The organism is Caedibacter taeniospiralis (assembly GCF_002803295.2).
GTDB lineage: Bacteria > Pseudomonadota > Gammaproteobacteria > Francisellales > Francisellaceae > Caedibacter > Caedibacter taeniospiralis.
Genome location: NZ_PGGB02000012.1, coordinates 16,095 through 38,363 on the forward strand (window position 1 = coordinate 16,095; position 22,269 = coordinate 38,363).

Genomic DNA, 22,269 nt, shown 5'->3' on the forward strand with positions numbered 1-22,269 from the left:
CATTATGTATAAGCTTAAATTAAAGAACGTTATCATAAATGCCTATTTAGGGGTTTATGACTTTGAGCAACAGACAGCCCAGGAGGTTTTGTTAGATTTGTGTGTTGCTTATCATCAGATACCCAAGGGGTGTTTCAGTGATCAACTTGAAGACACCGTGTGTTATGCTGACATTAATGCACTTTTAATTCAAACTGCATTAAAAAAACGCTATCAGTTGATAGAGCATCTGGCATACACTTTACTACATGCTGTAGTCGATATGTTGAAAGAGTACAGTGTTGATATATATCTTGAACTGCATAAAAAACCACCCTTGGATAATGTTTCTGTGGCAAGCTTTTGTGTGGAGCATTTATGTACCAGGTAGTGTTGGGTCTGGGGAGTAATATGGGGCAAAAGCTTCATTATTTACGTCAAGCAGTCATGTTAATTGCACAGGAACTTGGTGAGATTAAAAAATTTTCACCGATCTATCAAACAAAAGCATTATTGCCTAATAATGCCCAGAGTAACTGGGATATTGATTATTATAATGTAGCCGTTTTAATCAGTACGACCCTCTCCCCTGAAAGGCTGCTAGATAGCATCAAGCGTATTGAAATACAACTCGGGCGTGATCCAAATCATGCGTTTTGGTCACCAAGAGAAATTGACATTGATATTCTCTGTTACGATGACTTAGTCTATCAGAGTGAGCGGCTGCAGATCCCACATCGGTACCTGTTGGAGCGAAACTTTGCTTTACAGCCCCTCCTGGATGTATGGTCAAATTGGTGCTATTCAGAGCGCGCTATCAACCTGTATGCCAGGCTTAAAACCATGCCAGCATTAACAATGGCACCATTTACCTTGTCTGGCAGCCAAATTATGGCAATCGTTAATTTATCGGCAGACTCGTTTTCTACACACGCGGAAGGCGTTGTAGCGATAGAGCAATTTGCACAATATATTGTCAATCTTGTGAACTTGGGTGCGGAAGTGATTGATTTAGGTGCCGAGAGCACAAAACCAAATGCTATTGCAAAATCAGCAGAAAATCATTGGCAGACCCTTATGCCCTATCTTGAGATTGTCAATGAGCTCGTTAAAACAAAAATACTTCCACTTCATCTTCAGGTCAGTATTGACACGTATCATGCAGGGGTCGTTGAGAAAGCATTAGCATATGAGTGTGTGACGATGATTAATGATGTTTATGGTATTGAAGAACAAGAAATAGCAAAATTGCTCTCAAATAAACCGATAGCATATGTTTTTATGCACCAGCTGGGTAAAGCAGGTACTGAGTACTTGAGTCCAGATAGAGATCCAGTGGAGGAGCTTATTAGCTATGGGCAGGGTAAAATTACAAAACTGCTTGGCTATGGACTTAAGCGTGAGCAGTTAATTTTTGATATGGGTATTGGTTTTGGTAAGTATCCGTATCAGGCGCAACATCTCTTGCAACATGTGGAGAAAATAAAAGCGAGTCTTGGGATAAGCCTTCTTGTCGGGCACTCACGTAAAGCTTCTGTGATGCCGTGTGTTATAGGAGCTAATAATGACCTAAAAGATCTGGCAACAGCAATGATCACCAGGTCGTTGATTCATAAAAATATCGATTACATTCGTGTGCATAATGTCAGTTTTGCGCGCGTGGCTAAACAGTTACCCTTCATGTAGGGTATAGGTGAAAATTTAAGGATTATTTCTTAGTGCTTTTTAGGTTATCCCAAGACTTTTGCCAGCGATCAATGTTATCTCGAGCCACAGTATTGAAATAATCACCAGGACTCATTGCAGAGCTGTTTTTTTTGCTTAAGGCTTCAGATGTCTGCTTCTGCCCCAGGTACAAATCAAGCGTTTTATTAAAACATAACACCAGTGTGTGTTGCATGTCGGTGCCATAAGACTTAATGACATGAGCTAAAAAATCATTGCTAAACATTTGTCGTGGGCTGTTCTCTTCCAGATCATTAATTATCTGCATTAATACGCTTCGGGTGATGTCCTTACCTGTTTTGTTTTCGATAACCACAATATTTTCGTGCTCAAGAACAAGCTTATGCACCCCTTCGGTAGTGATGTAGCAACTGGTTTGAGTGTCATACAAGCGCCGATTAGGATATTTTTTAATAAAGCGGATCTTGTCTTTATCATCTTGTATTTCCATGAGAGATTATCGCCGTATTGAAAGAGTTTGTGGTCCTAGTCTATCACAGATCCATGCTTATCGGTAATTAAGAAAACAGATAGAGCAAGATAGGCAATAAAGAAAGTGCGAAAGAGATGATGCAAAAATCAAAGAATATTTGAGGTTAACGCAGAGAAATCTCATTATTCTTAGCGTATTTACGTATATACTAATGGGCGTCTTTGAATAAGGGATAAGATTAGGAGAAACTATGTCCAAGTTAGAGCAAGAACAGCATTCAAGCGGTTTTGAACACGGTAGAATTAAAGTCATTGGTGTTGGCGGCGGCGGTGGTAATGCCGTGAGTTACATGGTGGAAAAAGGTCTGCAGGGTGCCAAGATTTACGCCTTAAATACTGACAAACAAGCACTAGATAAAAATCTTGCTCCAAATAAGGTGCAAATAGGTGAATTTATTTCTAAAGGTTTGGGTGCTGGAGCTAACCCTGAGGTGGGTTTAAAAGCAGCTCAGGAAAGTATGCATTATATTGAAGAGGCGATTGCAGATTGTGATATGTTGTTTATTACAGCAGGGATGGGGGGAGGAACTGGAACGGGTGCTGCTGGTATTATCGCCGAGGTCGCCAAACGCAAAGGTATTGTGACTGTTGGTGTGGTGACAACTCCATTTTCTTTTGAAGGGCGCAGACGTGAAGTGGTAGCAAGACAAGGAATTTCAGCACTACAGGAGCATGTCAATTCACTTATTGTCATTCCAAATGACAAACTACGAAAATCACTGGGTGATAAGACAACCTTAATGGCTGCATTTCATGCCGCAAATGATGTTCTCTACAATGCCATGTCGTCAATGACAGGAATTATACGTACCCCTGGGCATATCAACGTTGACTTCGCCGATGTGAAAACAGTGATGGCTTCTCCTGGTTTAGCCGTTATCGGAACGGGACACGCAAGTGGCGAAGATCGGATATTAAAAGCAGTTGACAAAGCGATTTCATGTGATTTGTTGGAAGATATTGAGCTTAGAAATGCCAAAGGTTTGTTGGTGTGTGTCACATCAAGCAATGATATTTCACTGGGAGAGTTTACTGAACTGGGAGATAAAGTGGCAGAGATTGCTTCTGCTGATGCGCCTGTGATTATAGGAACTTCCATCAAAGAAGATATGGGTGATGCGGTTGATATTACGATTATCGTTACGGGTTTTGATGTTGATGTCACCACAGAGCGCTATAACACGATTCGCCAGGTAAAGGCGCAACAACAGCAGGCAGGATCACTGCATTTAAGCGAAGGTCAAACTCTTGCGCGTAAAGTCAATGTGGACGGTAAGCCCGATACAAATTCTTAAGAAATGTGCCTGTCATTTAAGCAGCAGCTGTTTTAGTTGATCAATATATATCGCTTCATCAGCTAAGGTCTGATATTTCTGTGAACTCCAGATAGACTCAGCCAGGTAATCCATCATATCGTGCTGCACTTTATGCTCATCCTGATATTTTGCGCAAAGCTGTTGATAAATGGTCGAAATCCCAGAAGGTCGATTAGTCACCACCTGCTCTATCAAGCCAAGATGCAGACCCATGTGTAAAAATGGATTGGTTTCACCAAGTTCAGGTGGGAAGTCTTTGTCTAAATTATCCTGATTTGATAAATAATGCTGGTATTCAGGATGACACTCAATCACTCGTGCAATTTGTGTTTCAAGAGCACTTAGCGCTTGCTTCGTTAAGTATTTGTGCCAGCTGTCAAAATATAATTTTCTCAGTTCAAGGCGATTTGAGTTAAAAATCATAAGTAGTCTTCTTTTTGTTTAAATTCACACAAAGCATAAATAGGGCATTGACCACATTTTGGCTTTTTTGCGGTACAAATATAGCGCCCATGCAAAATAAGCCAGTGATGTGCATTCTTTAAGAATTTTTTAGGGGTCACTTTCAGTAAGTGTTCCTCAACTTCATGCACATTTTTGCCTGGGGCAAGATTAATACGATTAGCAATACGAAAAATATGGGTATCAACCGCCATGGTGAGTTCTCCAAAAGCAGTGTTTAAGACAACGTTGGCAGTCTTGCGCCCAACGCCTGGTAATGCCTCAAGTGATTTGCGTTCATATGGTACTTGACCATTGTGTTGCTCGATTAATATTTGACAGGTTTTAATGATATTTTTGGCTTTAGTTTTATACAAGCCAATCGATTGGATATATTCCATTAATCTGGTTTCACCCAAGGCGAGCATCGTCTTTGGTGTATTAGCGATAAGGTAAAGCTTATCAGTGGCTTTATTAACACTCGCGTCAGTTGCCTGTGCTGAGAGGATAACGGCAATTAACAACTCAAAGCTGGAGTTATAGCGGAGTTCTGTTGTCGGATTGGGATTGTTTTGTTGCCAAATCTCAAATATTTTCTGGCGTTTTAGCTTATTCATAAGATTGCTTTAATCCAATTTCTTTTTGGCTTTAAAGTTAGCAAGTGCCTGTTGAATATACGCCTTTTTATCAATGTTTAAATTGTTGAGCTCAATATTTTGCTGATGCTTTTGGGTTTCAGCAACTTTTTGCTGCTTCATGCGAAATTTACGCTGGTTGTGTTTTAGGCGATAGTGATTTTTCTGTGCTTCGTTTTGCTTATGACTTAAAAATTTTGGTTGCTTTTGCAAAGGCAGCTCACGCATCTCAATGCAATCCATAGGGCATGGCTCAACACATAAATCGCACCCTGTGCATTCTTCCTCGATGACGGTGTGCATTAATTTTTTAGCGCCAATGATGGCGTCCACTGGGCAGGCTAAAATACACTTCATGCAACCAATGCACAGATTTTCATTAATCCACGCAATTTGTTTGGGCTGATGTTTACCACAGCTTTCATCCAGTGCAAGAGTTTCCCTTTGAAGTAAGTGAGCAAGCTTATCAGCGCCTTCTTGAGCTCCAGGTGGGCAGCGATTATGTTTCTCACCATTTTTTATTGCTTTGGCGTAATCATAGCAATCCTGATAGCCGCACTTAGTACACTGAGTTTGGGGTAAAATGGCATCTATGGCGTCAACGGATACGATCATTTAACTAACTAACTTGTCACTTTGATTTAGGCGGCATTGTAGCGTAAATCAATGAGAATATGAATTATTGCTTTCGCAATAAGCAGGCGGAAACGGCACCCTGCCTGGTTTGTTTGAGTATACTGAAATGCACCAATAAGTCTGGTGGCGTTATCGTTGGATATTCGGCATAGATTAGCGCGTCTTGGCTTATGTTTTCATTGGCAAGAATAAGGGATAATGCCTCGCTTAAAAGCTCACTTTTAAAAGGGGGGTCTAGAAAAATCAGCTGATAATTGAGGCAATGCTGCACATGACTTAAGACATTGGCGTGATAAATGTTGGCATTATCTGCGTTTAATTTATTTTTAGTATGCTCTAATTGTTTAATCGCTTGTGCATCAAGCTCAAAAAAATCACAAGATTTTGCAAGACGTGATAAGGCTTCAAAGCCAAGAGCTCCACTGCCAGCAAAGGCATCAAGGCATTTTGCCTCAACAATGTAGGGCATAAGCCAGTTAAACAGAGTCTCACGCAGGCGATCAGAGGTGGGGCGAAGATCGGCATTTTTGCGCGCGGAAAATTCAATGTGGTGTGCTTTATATTTTCCCGAAATAATGCGGATTTTACTTGATGACGGTGTTGTTGTCTTAGGGGGATAAGCCATGGAAGTTACTCACGCATTTTCCAGAATAAAAAGCCCAGTATAACCACAAAAATAATACTTGGAATTGCTGCCCCCCAGAAGGCGGACAGGTTATAGACTAAGCTAAAGGGACCAAAGGTCTGGTTAATAATATAGAAGCTAAAACCAAACAGCATGCCAATAATAAACTTATAGCCCAAAGCAGATGAGCGCATTGAACCTAAAGAGAAAGGAACGGCGATCAGCATGAGAATGATTAAAGACAATGGTTGGAAAAAAATCTGCCAGAATTTAAGCCAGATGCGGTTGGAGCTTTGTTGACCTTCTTTGTTAAGTTTAATGTAGTCCACTAGTTCGTTTAAATTTAAGTATTCTGTATTTGATGTAATTATTTTTAACAGTAAAGGCGGGAGTAAATTATGCCAGTATTGCTTTTTGTCATGATAAACAATGCTGCTGTCTTTGCCAATTTGAGTGCTAGTAACATTATTGACTTGCCACTGATCGTTTTTGAAGTTTGCATTCTCAGCATGATCAATAGCAGTAAGTTGATTGCTGTCAATCGTATATTTGGTGATGTGGTTTAACTTCCCGCTAGTATCATTTTGCCCTACATGAATGAAAGCATTACCTTCTCTGATCCATAAAGTTTGTGTGTCATACAAAACCAGAGCTTCATTGCCGCCCGTGGCGAGCGTTTTATTTATCGTGGCTTTTTTCTGAAAGTAAGGAGCAATATAGGCGCCTGTGAGGAAAGTCAAAAAAGCCAAACCAAAAGCTGCAAGCAGAACGCCTTTGGCAATTTGCGTAATGGATTGCCCTGAGGCACGCATCACGATAAGCTCGCTGTTGTTCGCGAGGAGACCCAAGCCCATTAGTCCGCCTAAAAGTGCGCACACAGGCATGATGAGGTAAATATTAGCAGGCGCTTCATAAAGGACGTACAAAAAGGCAGAAAGGGCAGAGAAGTTTCCTTTCCCAATGTCACCTGCCTGGGCGATATAGGTGAACAAAAAGAAAATGGCAGTCAATGCCAGAATCATGATAAATGAGGTGTATAAGACGGTTGAAGCAACGTATAAGGTTAGGCGTTTCATATTTTCCCCATTTTGCCCACTTTGCTTTTGACGGCGAAAATCTGTCCGTTATATTGCTTTAAAATGAAAAGCATAACACCTGCAAAAACAAAATGCACCCACCAAAGTCCAATCCAGCCAGGGATGTTGCCATTATTTAACCATGACTTAGATAGTGAGAGGAGGTTAAAGTAAATGATAAAAACCAGGAGAGCTGGAATAATTTTGTTATAACGACTTTGTCGCGGTCGCATTTTACACATGGCTAACGCGATAAGGGATGACACCAGGATCGCAATAGGAAAGCTTAGACGCCACTGAAACTCAGCTTGGTAACGAGGATTGTCTGTATTGGTAAGCTCAGATGTGGGTACAGCTTCAACCGATGCGTTGTAGTCAAGCGTAACTTTGGATGAAATAAATTGTGTAGCCTGAGCGAACTGTCCTTTTTGTAACTCAGCACTTCCTGGTCTGGCATCATAGAAATAGCCATTTGCTAACACCAAATATTGATCTCCATTAGCCTCTGTTTGGGCATAACCCGTTGGTGCGGTAATGATGGTACTGCCATTATTTGGCTTTTGCTGATAAATAAAAATATCATGCATGGTACCATCACTATCGATGGATTTGGTATAAACCACTTGCTTCCCATCACTAAAAGGAATAATTTTCCCAGGCTGAACAAAACTGATCAGGGAGTTTTTTGTCGTTGTTTTTTGTACCAGAAAATAGTTTTGATCCATTTTAGGCAATATGGTGATCGTCAGAATCAGCTCAATGATAAATAAGCTAAGTGCTGGTATAAAAATAAACTTTAGCAGTTGAAACCAGCTGATGCCGCAAGCAAAGATAACCGTGAGTTCATTATTAGCAAACAGCTTGCCGTAGACTATTAAAATGGCAAAGAAAAAACTAATGGGTAATAGATAGGCAATGTACTTAGGTAGCATGACGGAAATCATTTTGAACACCGCTCCTGCTTCGATGTTTCCTCCAGAGGCAATGGATAAGTAACGCACAAACATATTGCTGATGACGATCAAAAGCAAAATCAGAATAATTGCCATCGTCATATTAACAAGCTCACGGTTTAAGTAACGAAGTAATATCAAAAGAGCGTCCTCTATCAAGTCTTTGGTTGATTAATGTAATCGCTATGCCAAAATCTTAACGCATTTTACATGAATATCCGAGAAAATCAGCGGCGTTGCCAGCGATTTCATTGGAATATTGTGATAGATTGCATGCTGTTTAATAGGGTATTTGTTAGAGTTCCTTATTAGTCCGTCATTTTAGTTGGCGTAATCAGCGCAATTTGGTAGATTGCAGCATCAAAAGATAAGTAAAATTAAGGCATAAAATGATTTTAATTACAGGTGGTACAGGGTTTATTGGTTCACACACCGTGGTTGAATTTTTAACGGCAGGTTTGGAGGTTGTTATCTTGGATAACCTATATAACAGCAGCGCAAATATGATTGAACGGGTACAGCAAATAACCCATATGAAGCCCGTATTTGTTAAAGGGGATATTCGTGATGAGCGTACTCTTCAGACCATATTTAAGCAATACAAAATAGAAATGGTTATTCATTTCGCTGCATTAAAAGCGGTGGGTGAGAGCGTCTTTAAGCCTTTGGAGTACTATGATAACAATGTTGCAGGAACACTGAATTTACTAAAGGTGATGCAAGAAAACGGTGTTAAAAAGTTTGTCTTTAGTTCATCAGCAACCGTCTATGGTAATCCAGTGGAAATGCCAATTACTGAAAACTGTCCAATTGGTGTGCCAACGAATCCCTATGGCGTGTCAAAGGTGATGGTTGAAAAAGTATTACAAGATATAGCTTTTGCTGACACATCATGGTCCATTGCTTTATTGCGGTATTTCAACCCAGTTGGGGCGCATGAAAGCGGTTTGATTGGCGAGTTGCCAAACGGCATTCCAAATAACTTATTGCCTTATTTAACCCAGGTTGTCAGCGGTAAACTAGCTAAATTACCGGTATTTGGCAATGATTACAACACCCCAGATGGGACATGTATTCGCGATTATATTCATGTCGTTGATTTGGCAATGGGACACTTAAAAGCCTACGAATATATCAAAGCTAAAACAGGTTGCTTTGTGTGGAATCTGGGTACTGGCAACGGCTATTCTGTACTTGAGGTGATCAGCGCATTTGAACAAGCCACAGGCAAAAAAGTGCCTTTTGAAATAAAACCAAGGCGTATGGGTGACATTGATGAATGTTGGGCTGATTGTAGTAAAGCCAAAGTTGAGCTCAACTGGCAAGCAACAAGGGACATTCATCAAATGATGATTGATAGCTGGGGCTGGCAAAATCGTCAGTAATTAAAAGAATTGTACTTCCTTGTAATCTCTGCCACTATGCAGCAATGACTTTAAAAGCGAAACTTGCATGTTATACCACACAATTAACTTCAAAAGACGCTTATGTGCCTGGCTTATCCTCGTGATCTTAAGTTTGTCTGGTTTTGCTTTTTTATTGATACAAGGCTTACCGATAAACACCAATATGCTTGCTCTTTTGCCTGGTGCTAAGGAATCAGATAGCATTCAAAAAACTGCCGATGGTTTTGCCAATCAGATGGGAAAACAGATGGTGATCTTGGTTGGGAATTCAGATCAGCAAAAAGCATTACAAGCCTCGGATATATTCACTTTCAAACTTAAGCAATCGAATGACTTTAGCGTGGTTACTAATGAGGTAAGCACAAATGAACAAGAGGCCTGGGGGCAATTTTATTTTCCCTATCGCCTATCCTTACTCTCAAGCTCTGATACACGTTTAATGGGAGGTCATGAATTTGATAAAATTGAGCAAGAAGCGCTATCTAATCTCTATAACCCAATGGGAATCACCAATTCGAGACTTCTTGAAACCGACCCGTTTTCGCTATTTCAGCGTTTTATTCTTGAGCTACCTAAACCCTCTAACACGCTTGAGTTATATCAGAATCATCTTATGACGGAAAGCGATGGCATCTGGTATAGCATGATCAATGCGACCTTGAAGGAGGGTAGCTTTTCACTCTCTAATCAAAGTAAAATCACTGATTTATTGGCAAGCACGCAAACTGAGATTCAAGAGATATACCCAGAAACCCATTACTTGATGACTGGCATGATCTTCTACGCCAAAGCAGGCACTGATAGCGCGCATCATGATGTTTCGATTATCGGTGCTGGTTCATTGATTGGCATTATCCTATTGGTACTTATGTGCTTTCGCTCTATCTTACCTCTGTTATTGACTCTTTTTTCCAGTGCGATGGGATTTGTGTTTGCCTTCGTAGTAACCTATCTCATCTTTGGTGAGGTGTTTTTATTTACCCTCGTTTTTGGCGCAAGCCTTATTGGCATTTCGGTGGATTATGCTTTCTTTTACTATGCCGATCGACTTTATGGTGGCAAAAACTGGGATTCACAATCAGGATTAAAGCGGATATTCTCAGGTATCACCCTTGGGTTATTCAATGTGATCATTGCCTATGTAATCATTGCGGTTGCGCCTTTTCCAGGCTTAAGGCAACTGGCAAGTTTCGCTATTAGCGGTTTGTTTATGTCCTATTTAACCGTTGTGAGTCTCTTTCCTTACGTGCTTCGCGCAAAAAACACCACGCATGATTCGATAATTAATCGCATGTCTAGCGCTTATCTTAGACTTTGGCAAGGTTTATCAGCTGCCAAAATCATCCTCATTTACCTTATCCTTAGTATCATCGTAATAGCCGGTGTTAGACGTTTACATGTCAATGATGACATTCGTATTTTAGAGTCCACGCCACATGCCCTAAAAAGCAACGAGCAGCAGCTAAAATCAATTATCGATAGCGATGTCAGCACCAATTTCGTGATTATTACTGGAGACTCTGGCGATGAGGTGATAGCGCATGAGCATGAGTTTGTACGCTTGATTAAACAGGATAACCCTGAGATTGCACACCCAGTCATTGCCATTAGCCAATATTTACCTGATATTAACACTCAAAAGCAAAATTATGACTTGGTGCGCAATAATTTACTCAATGCTCGTTTGTTAAAATTTTTTGCTGACATTGGCGTTGACCCCAAAGAAGTAGAGCGCATACAGCGGGCACTAAGCTCGATTTCATTTAAACCGCTCACCGTTGATGCGTGGTTAAACTCGCCTATATCAGAAAATTTAAAATTCCTGTGGATGGGGGAGCTCTATCGTGGAGAGGGAAGGGCTCCACAATTTGCCTCTGTTGTTTTATTGTCGCAAAAACTTAATATGACCAGTATCAAGGCGTTAGCTGCGAAGCTCGCTTATGCAGGTTTTATCAATAAAGCCGATGATATTTCGAGTGTTTTTAAAACATATCGCCAGTATATTGGTTGGCTACTTATCCTTGTTTTTGCTGTCTTGTTTTTATTATTGCTACTGCGTTACCGCAATATTAAAAAAACCTTCTGTTACTTTATTCCCCCAACCATGGCAACCCTTTTAAGTCTTGCTGTATTCGGTCTCTTTAATGTACCCATCACCTTGTTTAGTATTCTGGCACTCATCTTAGTGTTAGGAATTGCCGTTGACTATGTGCTATTTTTTGCCGAGACCAGATCGACAACTCACAGCACGATGCTCGCGGTCGCGCTCTCAGCAATCACTACCATCTTATCATTTGGTCTGTTGGCATTTAGCCAAACTCCCGTCATTCACTACTTTGGTCTGGCTGTTTTCGTTGGAATCACCAGCGCATTTTTGCTATCGCCATTAAGCTCTAACGTAACTTACCGCCCTATTTAACCAGCGTTTAATAATGAGATCAATGCTTTCAGGGTGGGAGGCAATAAGCCTATCGGCAATGCGGGTGACATCATCGAAAAGTGCCTGATGTTGACTTAAATCAGCGACTTTGAATTGAATATCCCCTGTTTGATTTTTACCAAAAATGTCCCCATGACCGCGAAGTTTAAGGTCTTCCTCGGCGATCACAAAACCATCTTGTGTCTGGCGCATAAGTTCAAGCCGTTTTCTGGCCGTATAAGACAAGGGGGACTGGTAGAGAAGGATGCAATTACTTTCCTTTTCTCCGCGACCCACACGTCCTCTTAACTGATGCAATTGTGATAAACCCAAACGCTCGGCATTATCGATGATCATAAGATTGGCATGAGGCACATCGACACCAACTTCAATCACCGTTGTCGCGACTAAGAGGTCAATTTGATGTGCTTTGAATTGAAGCATAATGTCGGTTTTTTGCTGAGATTTCAGTTTGCCATGAATAAGACCAATGCGCGCATGAGGAAGCGTGAGCTTAAGCATTTCAAATAAAGACTCCGCATCCTGCAAGCTCACCAACACTTCTGAAGTTTCGATTAAAGGGCATACCCAATAGGCTTGACCATTGTTTTGGATATGCTGCCTAAGCCTGGTGATGAGAGCTTCTTTTTTGCTTTGATTTAACACACTGGTGGTAATGGGCTTGCGATTAGGGGGTAGCTCATCAATGATAGATAGATCTAAATCACCATAAACCGTCATCGCCAGTGTGCGTGGTATTGGTGTGGCAGTCATCACAATTTGGTGCGGCTGCCAGGCATTCACGCGGGCTTTCTCAAGTAAAGCCAGGCGCTGCTCAACGCCAAAACGGTGCTGTTCATCAATAATTACAAGTCCAAGCTTTGGATATTCAATGCTTTGCTGAAAAACAGCATGCGTGCCTATGATCACGCAATTATAATGGGCATTAATGATCCCAACTGCCTTGTTACGCTCACTGGCTGTGAGTTTTTGTGCCACAAAAACAACGGGGATATTAAAATCGTTGAGCCATTTCGATAGGTTGTGATGGTGTTGCTCTGCCAGAATTTCTGTTGGTGCCATCATCACGGACTGAAGATTATTTGCTGATGCCTGAATTAAGGCGGCTGCTGCGATAACGGTTTTGCCTGAGCCTACATCACCTTGTACCAAACGTAAGGTCGGTTTGGCTAAGCTTAAGTCAGTGAATATCTCGTGAATGACGCGCAGTTGTGCCTGAGTTGGGGTGAAGCCCAGTTGTTCAATCAGTTGATTTAACCGTGTATTTTGGATATGAATGGGCGCAAAAGGTGTAGACTGATTGGTGATACGTGCTTTTTTGGCATTGAGATTATGCGCCAGCATCTCTTCTAATGCCAGGCGATATCTTGCTTTACTTGCCAACTGCATGGCTTGACCAAAATGGGTATTTTCAGGGAAGTGAATATGATGTAAAGCAGTGTTGATTTCAGGTAACTGATAATGATGTAAAATGCTTTGCGGCAAAGCCTCTTGGAAGATATTGTGTGTTTTTAGCTGTTGGATTAATCGGTAGATTACGCTAGAGCTAAGACCTTCAATGCTTGGGTAAACAGGAGTGATCTCCCCTGATGGGTTTTGATCTTGATGCGTGATAATTTGCCATTCAGGATGAATGATTTCAATGCCATGATGATTATGAATGATCTCGCCAAAACAGCGAAGTATGCGTCCTTTCTGTAACAAATTCACTTGGTTGGGATAGAACTTAAACAGGTGCATTATGCAGGTGCCACTATCGTCGGAAAAATAACAGCTAAGATGTTTTTTGCCATAATCTGAGACATTTACCTGGCGAATAACGCCTTCAATCTGCTGCTTTTGTCCTGGAGTCGTTCTTGCGATCGCTGTGATAGCGCGCCTATCCTGATAATCTTTAGGTAAGTGTAATAACAAATCACACGAGGTATAAATCTCAGCTTTATGCAGTTTGCCAAGCGTTGATTTACCCATGCCTTTTAGTGATTCAAGCGCAATCATCAAGCTACCTAAAAAATGAACCTAGTTTATTGCTCAAGGCTTCAGTTAGTGCTTTTTCAATAATTGGTTGTAAATTTCTCTGTAATTTTTCCTGATCAACCCCTGCGGTAAATTGCTTATTTTGATAGCTAATCATGTAAGGAATGGACAGAATTTGTTTACCTGGAATATTGATGCTAAGAGGGTAATGCCACTCTTTAGGTGCAAAGTTGAACATGCCATTTCCCGTAATGCTAAATTCAGCTGCCTGCCAGTTTATGGACTGAGTCAGTAAATGCTCCGTGCTGATTTCACTCTCAATGGCAAGTGTTTTAAAAGTAGTCGTTTTACTGGGGTCAGCGATGAATTTTGCCTGATTAAACAAGGGTAACAATCGTGTTTTAAGCGTTTGAAATGCGCTACCAATTCCATCGCCCTTATCAACAGCGGCAAGTAAACTCTGTGTCGAATATGCAATGCTATTTAAATCAATCCCAACGAGTTTTCCTTTTTTAGCGTGAATACTCAATTTGACTTGTGGTGCTTGTTGTGGGTTGTTCTGGATGAGAAAATCAACTGCAAATTGCTGGAGTTGCAACGAAAAGCCATTTAAATCAAGAAGTTTATCAACGGAGATTTCAGGTGCAAAAAAACGACCTTTGGCTGACAGCGTGGGCCTTAGCGTAACTTGACTGAGTTTTCCTATTAAAACCTGATCGTTAATGGTTAAACGAATGTTGTTGATACTGTTTATGGGGGAAGCATCACTGAGATATAAGTTTGGAATGCTTAAATCAACAGGCTGATCATTTAGATGGGTCTGTAAGCGCAGATCTTTGATTTCTATGGCATCGGTATGTGGAATAAGGGTGAGTTCGATCAATAGCTGTTGAAGGTTATTCGTAAGCTCAGTGGTTACTTTGTACTGTTGTGTGCTTTCAATTACATTAAGCTTTGGTACATTAAAGATATGCCCAGACTGGATTTCAATTCTACCGCTACTCAAAGTAAGAGATTCAAACGGGTTCCTCGGATGAGTTAAAAAATTAACTGGATTGATTGTAATCGTAGCATTTCGCCAGTAGCTTTTAAATGTGCCATTTTGTGCGTTAATAGCGACCTCTTGAGATCTTAACTGCATTGACCACAGAGAAAAATCCAGCTTGCCTTGGAAGGTAATGTTAAGATTGCCGTCATTATTTATTTTTTGCGTTATCCAGGCTTTGTGATCATTGGGATTAAATAAAAAAGCAAGCCAGATAAACAGTAGAATTATAAGAAGCACAAACAGGCTGATCATGCTGAGTAAAATTTTCTTTATCACACTGAATTCCTCCAGTTAGTTATATCTCAAATTAAACGTAAAAATACCACGAATATATTTGGCTTCATGCCTAATGTTTTCTATTATGTGGGGTCATTGTAACGAATATTCGAATTGCGCCAAGCGGATTATGACAAAAAGTTCTCTTAAATTATCAAGCCTCTTTTCCTTAAGTCTTCTATTAACAGGATGTGGTCAAATGGGTCCATTATACTTACCGCAAGAAAATGCAAAGTCAAGCACATCAGTCCCCAAAAAAACAGAGTCCACAACAGTAATGACCAGCACGCAAGGGCACGAACATCAGATGCTCAATGTATCGGAAACTACGGGTGAACCCGAGGTTAATAATGCCACAGGAAGCGGCGGCAAAGATGTTGATGCGGATCAGGATCAAGCGATCAACAAAACTAAAAGCACTGAAAATACTAACACCGACTAAGACAGGAGTTTCTAATGAGAAAAAGGCTAACTGGTGTAGCCGTATTAATGGGGGCAATAAGTGCAACAGTTGCCCATGCAATGAGTCCAAATGATGCCAGGATTATGGCGGAAAAATATAAAGCACTAGCAAAAAGTTATGAGGAGCTTGCGCAACATTATGAAGCGCTAACTTATACTCAAGTAGAGACGGGTAGCGCGGAGGTTCAATCAAATAGTGAAACTCAAACTGGTGCCAAAGAGCAAAGTCAGGATGTAAGGCAAGAAGCATCCTCAGGTACCCCTCAACCAGTGAGTTCTTGGAATGGGAGCATGCAGTCGCAGTTTGCGCACGTGCCAGAAGCAGTGGAAAAAGCAAGAAACGCAGGAAGTGACGCGCCTAACTCGGCAAGTGTAACGGTCAGCTCATTGCTAAATAGTTTAAATCTGCCTGAGGGTATTATAAATGATGATGCAATATCTCAAAAGAAACCAAATATTGCCGTGGCAGAGCCGTGGAAGGGGACAAGTTTCGGGTTGGGCGGGAGTGTTGTCACAGGAAACTCGGCTGCGACTAACTACAACGCCAATGCTAATTTAAGCTATCAGCCGATAGTTCCATGGCAAAATACTTTGGTGATGAGTTACTTGTATAATCGCGATGATATGCCCAATGGCAAGGGTGTCAAAACGAATAAATTTCAGGGAACCATAACCTCGTCATGGAATTTTGATAAACATAACGGCGTCTATGGCAGAGTAAATTATCTTAATGATCAGTTAGATAGCTATAGTTACATACTGTCTGAGTCGGTGGGATACAAGCGTCAGCTATTTACGAGTGCTGTAATGTCACTAAGTGCTACGGTGGGTCGAAGTTTAACGCAACAGAAGGTCAAGGATACAGGGGAGTTCTCTAATGCCCTGGGTGTGCGCAGGGAGGTCTGGATTACGTGTGGAATTTTACCGATTTTTCAAGCTTTAAACAAAGTATCTTAGCCAACTGGACGGCAGATAATGCAACGAATTATCAAACCAATAGCACACTGTCGATGGAAATTTATAAGAATCTGATTGTACAATTGGGATTCCAGATAAATGGTAACAGTTGGGCAAGTGCAGGCAAAAAACGCATGAACACGATCACTTCAACGACGATTGCGTATAGTTTTTGAAACACTGAGGGGCTTTTGACGGTATCGTAAAGTTTTATTCGAAGATTTATCTTACAAAATCTGGGGGAAGCCAGGAACCATCTGGATGACAACATTATTACGTCATCCTCATTCCCACGCTCCCGCGTGGGAACGCATACTTAGACGTTTACCGTCAAACAAGTTCTGCGGACAATATTCAGGTTCGGTAATTGCCTTTCGACAAAAAATCTTTAGAATGGGGCAACCTCGGGCAACGTGAACTTTCAATGACTAATCATCGCGAGCAATTCAAACATATCCAAAAAGTTTTACTCTTAGGTTCTGGTGGCATTCGTATCTCACAAGCAGGTGAATTTGACTATTCAGGATCCCAAGCCATTAAGGCCTTGAAAGAAGAGGGCATCAAAGTTATTCTGGTGAACCCGAATATTGCCACGATTCAAACGGATCCAGGCATGGCGGATGAGGTTTACTTTGAGCCTTTAGATTTAGCTCATGTGACTAAAATCATTGAGAAAGAAAAGCCCGATGCCATTATGTTAAGTTTTGGTGGGCAAACTGCTTTAAATTTAGGGCTTCTGCTTGAAGAGAAAGGGATTTTAGCACTGCATAATGTCAAGGTTTTGGGAAGTTCGATTCAAACCATCAAAGATGCGGAAGATCGTGGATTATTTAAAAATAAACTCGATGAAATAGGTATTAAAACTGCTAAGAGTTTTGTTGCCACAACAGGTAAACAAGCGCTTGAAGCAGCTAAGGAAATCGGCTTTCCACTGATGATGCGCTCTGGTTTTTCACTTGGCGGGTTGGGGTCTGGGATCGTTAAAACAGAAAGTGAGCTAAAACACAGAGTAACCGAGGTGCTTAATGCAACCTCCCAGGTGTTGATTGAGGAGTGTCTTCTTGGCTGGAATGAGTTTGAATACGAAATCGTGCGTGATATGGCAGGCAATGTCTTAACCGTGTGTAACATGGAGAACTTTGATCCTATGGGGATTCACACGGGAGAAAGTATCGTTGTATCGCCGTCACAATCCTTAAATAATGAGGAATATCATCGTTTACGTGAGATTGCCATTGAAGTGGCGAATCATTTTAACATCGTTGGTGAGTGCAATATTCAATATGCCTTTAATCTGGAAACTTCCGATTACCGCGTGATTGAGATCAACCCAAGATTATCACGCTCTTCAGCGCTTGCCTCAAAAGCCACAGGCTATCCACTCGCGTTTATCGCTGCCAAGCTTGTTTTAGGTTATAAACTGTATGAATTACAAAATGCAGTAACCAAAAAAACCTGTGCTTATTTTGAACCAGCACTTGATTATATCGTGGTAAAAATTCCACGCTGGGATACGCATAAGCTGAAAAAAGCTGAGCGCTTTATCGGGACTGAAATGAAATCGGTCGGTGAGGTAATGGCGATTGGTCGCTCATTCCCTGAAGGTTTACAAAAAGCTGTGGGTATGCTGAATATTGGTGCAGCCGATTTAGCAGATTATCCTTATGAGATTCCTGATTTAGCGCTTGAAATTGAGCGCGCAACGGATCGCAGGATTTTTGCGCTGCATCGCTTTTTTGTCGCAGGGGGTGAGATTGAAACAGCCTATCAGCTATCAAAGATTGACAAATGGTTTTTAAATCACATGCGTACGATTGCGCAAATGGAGAATCGACTAAAGGATTTAAATAACCCATTAACTAAAGAGCTATTAAAAGAGGCGAAAAAACTCGGCTTCTCAGATAAGAGTATTGCGCGCTTTCGTGAAATGGATGTAGAGGCTCTGCGCGCCTGGCGTATTTCACAAGGGATTATTCCTTATGTGAAACAGATCGATACTCTGGCGGGGGAATTTGAGGTCGAAACCAATTATTTATACATGACTTATCACGGCGTTGAACATGATGTGAAGCCATCTGAGCTCCCCGCAACTTTAATTATCGGCTCAGGACCCTATAGCATTGGCTCATCCGTGGAGTTTGACTGGTGTGGTGTGACCACCGCTCACACCTTAAAGAAGCTTGGTGAGTCGCCTATTATTATCAACTCCAATCCCGAAACCGTTTCAACGGATTATGATGAATCCGATAGACTTTACTTTGAGCAGCTTACTTTGGAGCGAGTGCAGGATATTGCCGATTTTGAAAATCTCAAAGGCATTATTGTGTCAGTTGGTGGGCAGATTGCAAATAATCTTGTTATTCCTTTGTCAAAAGCTGGCTACCAGATCTTAGGGACTTCACCCAAAAACATTAATAAAGCAGAGAATCGCGCGATATTTTCGCAGATGCTTAATGAACTTCAGGTCGATCAGCCTGATTGGCAATCGGTGACAACCCTTGAAAATGCCAAAGACTTTGCCAACAAGGTTGGCTATCCCATTTTGGTGCGCCCATCCTATGTGTTATCAGGGGCTGCAATGAATGTCATTTATTCAGAAGATGCACTTAAACAGTACCTGGCGGAAGCAACCTTGGTATCCCCTGAATACCCTGTGGTGATTTCAGATTTTATCAGTAATGCCAAGGAGCTTGAGATCGATGGGGTTGCTGAAAATGGTGAGATTGTGATTTATGCCATTTCTGAACACGTTGAGAATGCAGGTGTGCACTCAGGGGATGCAACCATTGTGCTGCCGCCGCAGAATCTGTATCTGGAAACCATACGTCGCGCCAAGCGTATTACCAAAAAAATCGTGAAATCCCTGGAGATTTCTGGACCTTTTAATATTCAATTTATTGCCAAAGACAATAACTTGAAAGTCATTGAATGTAATCTTAGAGCCTCTAGATCTTTTCCATTTGTATCTAAGGTAACAGGGCATAATTTTATTGAAATTGCCACCGAAGTGATTATGGGCAAATATAAGAGAAAGCGCTATAACACGCTGGATCTGGACTATGTTGGCGTTAAGACTTCACAGTTTTCATATAACCGCTTAAAGGGTGCCAACCCTGTGGCGCATGTTGAGATGTCCTCAACGGGGGAGGTGGGCTGTATTGGTTATGACCTATTGGATGCTTTTTATAAATCCTGGCAAGCCACCGAGATGTTTGTCAAGCGTAAGAAGGTGCTGTTGTCTATTGGGGGAGATAAGAAAGTCAAACTTCTGCCTGAAATTAAAAGACTCTCTCAAGAAGGCTGGGAAATCTACACGACAACTGGCACGCATCAATATCTCAAAGACTTAGGTATTGAAACAAAGCTTACCCACAAGATCAGCGAGTCAGAAATGCCAAATGTTGAAACCATCATTGCTAATCACTACGTTGACTTGATTATTAATATTCCAAGAAGACCACAGCATGTTAGTGATGATAATGTTTCTGATGGTTTCAAAATCCGACGCTTAGCCGTCGATCATCACATCCCGCTTATTACTAATTTGCAGATTGCGGAGCTCACTTTGCGCTCCTTAGCCGAGCTGTACGATGCGCCACTGCAGGTAAAATCGTGGCGCGAATTTATGGAGACGCGTACTTGATCACATTACAGAATATCTCACTCCAACGTGGCTTAAAACAGCTACTCAATGAGGTAAGTTTCTCAATTTATGACCAACAAAAAATAGGTCTTGTTGGGGCTAATGGCGCGGGCAAAACTTCCCTGTTTATGCTTTTGGCAGGCGCTTTGCACGCTGACCAAGGTGAGATAGAGATTGCAAAAGGCACACGTATCGTGACAGTAAAACAGGAAGTGGATGATTTAGATGCTTCCATTTTACATTATGTGATGCAAGGCAATCGTGAGCTTTATGCGCTTAATCTCGCGATGCAACAGACTTTACAGGATGAAGCATATGAACAATATGCGCAGTTGCATGCGGATTTTGAGGTCTTGGGTGGCTATCAACTAGAATCACAAGCTTCTTTGTTACTCGATGGATTGGGCTTTGAAACAAGACAATTTCATGAACCTGTTGGTACTTTATCAGGAGGATGGCGAATTCGCTTGAATCTCGCGCAAGCACTATTGCAGCAAGCGGAAGTTTTACTTTTGGATGAGCCAACAAACCACTTAGATCTTGATGCGGTGTTGTGGCTTGAGCGCTATTTGCAAAATTATCCAGGGGCAATTGTGCTTATCTCGCATGATCGGATATTTTTAGACAATGTGGTGAATCGTATTTTACACATCGAAAATAAATCGCTGACAAGCTACAGCGGGAATTACTCAAGTTTTGAAAAACAATATCACGAGCAAAGGCTTTTGCAGCAGAAGGCGCACGTCAAGCAGCAGCAAAAGATTGCCCATTTGGAGAGCTTTGTCAATCGCTTTAAGGCGAAGGCTTCTAAGGCGAAACAGGCGCAATCTCGCATGAAAATGCTTGAGAAAATGCAGCGTATAGAAGAGGTGCATGATAAAAAAGCATTTAGTTTTTCATTTGCGCAAAGTGCTAAAATGCCAGCAGGATGCCTGTTAGCACTGAATAATGCTGCCTTGGGTTATGCTAAGAAGCCCATTTTGCACAATGTGAATCAAATGATTTTGCCAGAAATGCGCATAGGATTGTTGGGCAAAAATGGCGCGGGTAAATCAACCCTGGTGAAAACTTTGGTAGGTGAGTTGCCATTATTATCTGGCGAGTGTAACAAGCATCCAGATTTAAGAGTGGGTTACTTTGCACAGCATTCGTTAGATGCACTTGATTTTTCAGCCTCTGCCTTAACGCATATTAAGCGTTTAGATGGCAAAATAACGGAAGAGCAGGCACGCAAGTTTTTAGGGCGCTTTAACTTTAGCAATGACATGGCATTGTCGAATATTGGTGGGTTTTCAGGGGGTGAAAAAGCACGTCTGGCACTGGCATTGATTGTTTACCAAAAGCCAAATTTTCTGTTGTTAGATGAACCAACAAACCATTTGGATATTGAGGTACGCGAAGCCTTGGCTTATGCCCTGCAATCATTTGAAGGCGCATTAGTGCTTATTTCACATGATCGCTATTTGTTGGAAAGTACGGTCGATGAATATTGGTTGATTGATCAAGGGCAGGTAAGGGCTTTTGATGGTGATTTAAATGATTACTATCAGTATATGCTTGGACAGAAAAAACAAGAAAAACAAGAAAAACAAGAAAGGCAGAAAAGCCAACAAAAGCAAGATGCTGTCGTTGAAAACTCAAATGAACCTCAGACTTTAGAATCTACAACTGAAAGTGCGAAAAATAAAAAAGAAACCCGTCAGCAGCGCGCGCAAGTACAAGCTAAATTAAGACCCTTGCAAGATAAGGTAAATAAGCTTGAAAAAGAAATCACCAGGTTGCAAGCGCAGAAGAAATTATTTGATCTTAGGTTGCAAGATGAAGCATTTTATCAGGATAAAGTGCAATTAAATGAGGTATTAGCCGCACAGCAACAGCTGCAAACTGAGATTGATGCAAAAGAGTTAATATGGATTGAATTAGTTGAGGAATTGGAAAGGTTGACGGGATAGGTAGTAGGGGCGAAAAATATTTCGCCCCTACGCGTCAAAACGACTCAGATACTAAATCAATCACATTCCGTTCTTGTGAGTCGAAGCTGATACCGATCAAATAAACAGGCTTATTGCTGCTAAGGTATTTTTCCGCATATTTTTTATCTTTAATCTGCTTGATGGCACTCTTGGCATCCCCCAACTTAGCGAGTTTAAATTCAATAATTACCACCTTATCGTGCATGATC

General features: G+C 41.3%; 20 protein-coding genes. 10 read left to right on the forward strand and 10 right to left on the reverse strand.

The annotated features are described in order from the left end of the window. The first annotated feature begins 4 nt into the window (after positions 1-4). Positions 5-370, forward strand: a complete 366-nt coding sequence (locus CU053_RS05440; RefSeq protein WP_100550967.1) for a dihydroneopterin aldolase — start codon at positions 5-7, stop codon at positions 368-370. Further along, positions 358-1,665 carry a dihydropteroate synthase gene (gene folP / locus CU053_RS05445; RefSeq protein ID WP_100550968.1) on the forward strand — a complete coding sequence of 436 codons (1,308 nt, stop codon included), beginning with the start codon at positions 358-360 and terminating at the stop codon, positions 1,663-1,665. Before CU053_RS05440 ends, folP begins: the two co-directional genes overlap by 13 nt. A 22-nt stretch (positions 1,666-1,687) precedes the next feature. Here the strand turns inward: folP and CU053_RS05450 are convergent, their stop codons facing one another. Further along, positions 1,688-2,155, reverse strand: coding sequence for a polyhydroxyalkanoate synthesis regulator DNA-binding domain-containing protein (locus tag CU053_RS05450; protein ID WP_100550969.1), 468 nt, complete (start codon positions 2,153-2,155; stop codon positions 1,688-1,690). Between the two features lie 232 nt (positions 2,156-2,387). On the opposite strand from CU053_RS05450, the gene ftsZ reads away from it, so the two are divergent. After that, entirely contained in the window at positions 2,388-3,491 is a 1,104-nt protein-coding gene (ftsZ, locus tag CU053_RS05455; protein ID WP_100550970.1) for a cell division protein FtsZ, read from the forward strand. A 12-nt stretch (positions 3,492-3,503) separates the two neighbouring features. On the opposite strand, the gene CU053_RS05460 is transcribed toward ftsZ, so the two are convergent. From CU053_RS05460 to lptF, 6 genes are all read right to left on the reverse strand, one after another. Then, positions 3,504-3,935, reverse strand: coding sequence for a DUF1841 family protein (locus CU053_RS05460; protein ID WP_100550971.1), 432 nt, complete (start codon positions 3,933-3,935; stop codon positions 3,504-3,506). Then, entirely contained in the window at positions 3,932-4,570 is a 639-nt protein-coding gene (gene nth, locus CU053_RS05465; protein WP_100550972.1) for an endonuclease III, read from the reverse strand. Before nth ends, CU053_RS05460 begins: the two co-directional genes overlap by 4 nt. Before the next feature lie 9 nt (positions 4,571-4,579). Next, positions 4,580-5,203 carry an RnfABCDGE type electron transport complex subunit B gene (locus CU053_RS05470; RefSeq protein ID WP_100550973.1) on the reverse strand — a complete coding sequence of 208 codons (624 nt, stop codon included), beginning with the start codon at positions 5,201-5,203 and terminating at the stop codon, positions 4,580-4,582. 64 nt (positions 5,204-5,267) lie between these two features. Further along, positions 5,268-5,849, reverse strand: coding sequence for a 16S rRNA (guanine(966)-N(2))-methyltransferase RsmD (gene rsmD, locus CU053_RS05475; protein ID WP_100550974.1), 582 nt, complete (start codon positions 5,847-5,849; stop codon positions 5,268-5,270). A gap of 5 nt (positions 5,850-5,854) precedes the next feature. Further along, entirely contained in the window at positions 5,855-6,925 is a 1,071-nt protein-coding gene (gene lptG / locus CU053_RS05480; protein ID WP_100550975.1) for an LPS export ABC transporter permease LptG, read from the reverse strand. After that, a complete protein-coding gene (gene lptF / locus CU053_RS05485) occupies positions 6,922-8,019 on the reverse strand; it encodes an LPS export ABC transporter permease LptF (protein WP_158107026.1) in 1,098 nt (365 codons plus the stop codon). The genes lptG and lptF overlap by 4 nt, the downstream gene beginning before the upstream one ends. 248 nt (positions 8,020-8,267) lie before the next feature. Between lptF and galE the strand changes: the two genes are divergently transcribed. Then, the gene (galE, locus tag CU053_RS05490) at positions 8,268-9,263 is read left to right on the forward strand and encodes a UDP-glucose 4-epimerase GalE (protein ID WP_100550977.1); all 996 of its coding nucleotides are present in this window, start codon (positions 8,268-8,270) and stop codon (positions 9,261-9,263) included. 67 nt (positions 9,264-9,330) lie between these two features. After that, positions 9,331-11,703, forward strand: coding sequence for an MMPL family transporter (locus CU053_RS05495; RefSeq protein WP_100550978.1), 2,373 nt, complete (start codon positions 9,331-9,333; stop codon positions 11,701-11,703). Here the strand turns inward: CU053_RS05495 and recG are convergent. Then, the gene (gene recG, locus CU053_RS05500) at positions 11,671-13,722 is read right to left on the reverse strand and encodes an ATP-dependent DNA helicase RecG (RefSeq protein WP_100550979.1); all 2,052 of its coding nucleotides are present in this window, start codon (positions 13,720-13,722) and stop codon (positions 11,671-11,673) included. The genes CU053_RS05495 and recG overlap by 33 nt on opposite strands. Before the next feature lie 4 nt (positions 13,723-13,726). Further along, a complete protein-coding gene (locus tag CU053_RS05505; protein ID WP_158107027.1) occupies positions 13,727-15,025 on the reverse strand; it encodes an AsmA family protein in 1,299 nt (432 codons plus the stop codon). 130 nt (positions 15,026-15,155) lie between these two features. On the opposite strand from CU053_RS05505, the gene lptM reads away from it, so the two are divergent. The 5 genes from lptM to CU053_RS05530 all read left to right on the forward strand — a co-directional run bounded on the left by lptM (position 15,156) and on the right by CU053_RS05530 (position 22,039). Next, a complete protein-coding gene (lptM, locus tag CU053_RS05510; protein ID WP_100550981.1) occupies positions 15,156-15,467 on the forward strand; it encodes an LPS translocon maturation chaperone LptM in 312 nt (103 codons plus the stop codon). A gap of 14 nt (positions 15,468-15,481) precedes the next feature. Next, positions 15,482-16,444 carry a DUF481 domain-containing protein gene (locus CU053_RS06565; protein WP_100550982.1) on the forward strand — a complete coding sequence of 321 codons (963 nt, stop codon included), beginning with the start codon at positions 15,482-15,484 and terminating at the stop codon, positions 16,442-16,444. Further along, positions 16,399-16,620 (forward strand): DUF481 domain-containing protein, encoded by a 222-nt coding sequence (locus tag CU053_RS06570; RefSeq protein WP_158107028.1) that lies wholly within the window; start codon positions 16,399-16,401, stop codon positions 16,618-16,620. The genes CU053_RS06565 and CU053_RS06570 overlap by 46 nt, the downstream gene beginning before the upstream one ends. A 248-nt stretch (positions 16,621-16,868) precedes the next feature. Continuing rightward, positions 16,869-20,087 carry a carbamoyl-phosphate synthase (glutamine-hydrolyzing) large subunit gene (gene carB, locus CU053_RS05525; RefSeq protein ID WP_100550984.1) on the forward strand — a complete coding sequence of 1,073 codons (3,219 nt, stop codon included), beginning with the start codon at positions 16,869-16,871 and terminating at the stop codon, positions 20,085-20,087. Next, on the forward strand, positions 20,084-22,039 hold the full coding sequence (locus tag CU053_RS05530; RefSeq protein WP_100550985.1) for an ABC-F family ATP-binding cassette domain-containing protein: 1,956 nt from the start codon (positions 20,084-20,086) through the stop codon (positions 22,037-22,039). Before carB ends, CU053_RS05530 begins: the two co-directional genes overlap by 4 nt. Before the next feature lie 34 nt (positions 22,040-22,073). On the opposite strand, the gene CU053_RS05535 is transcribed toward CU053_RS05530, so the two are convergent. Beyond that, on the reverse strand, positions 22,074-22,269 hold a 196-nt coding region (locus CU053_RS05535; protein ID WP_199244220.1), incomplete at its 5' end, for a PD-(D/E)XK nuclease domain-containing protein.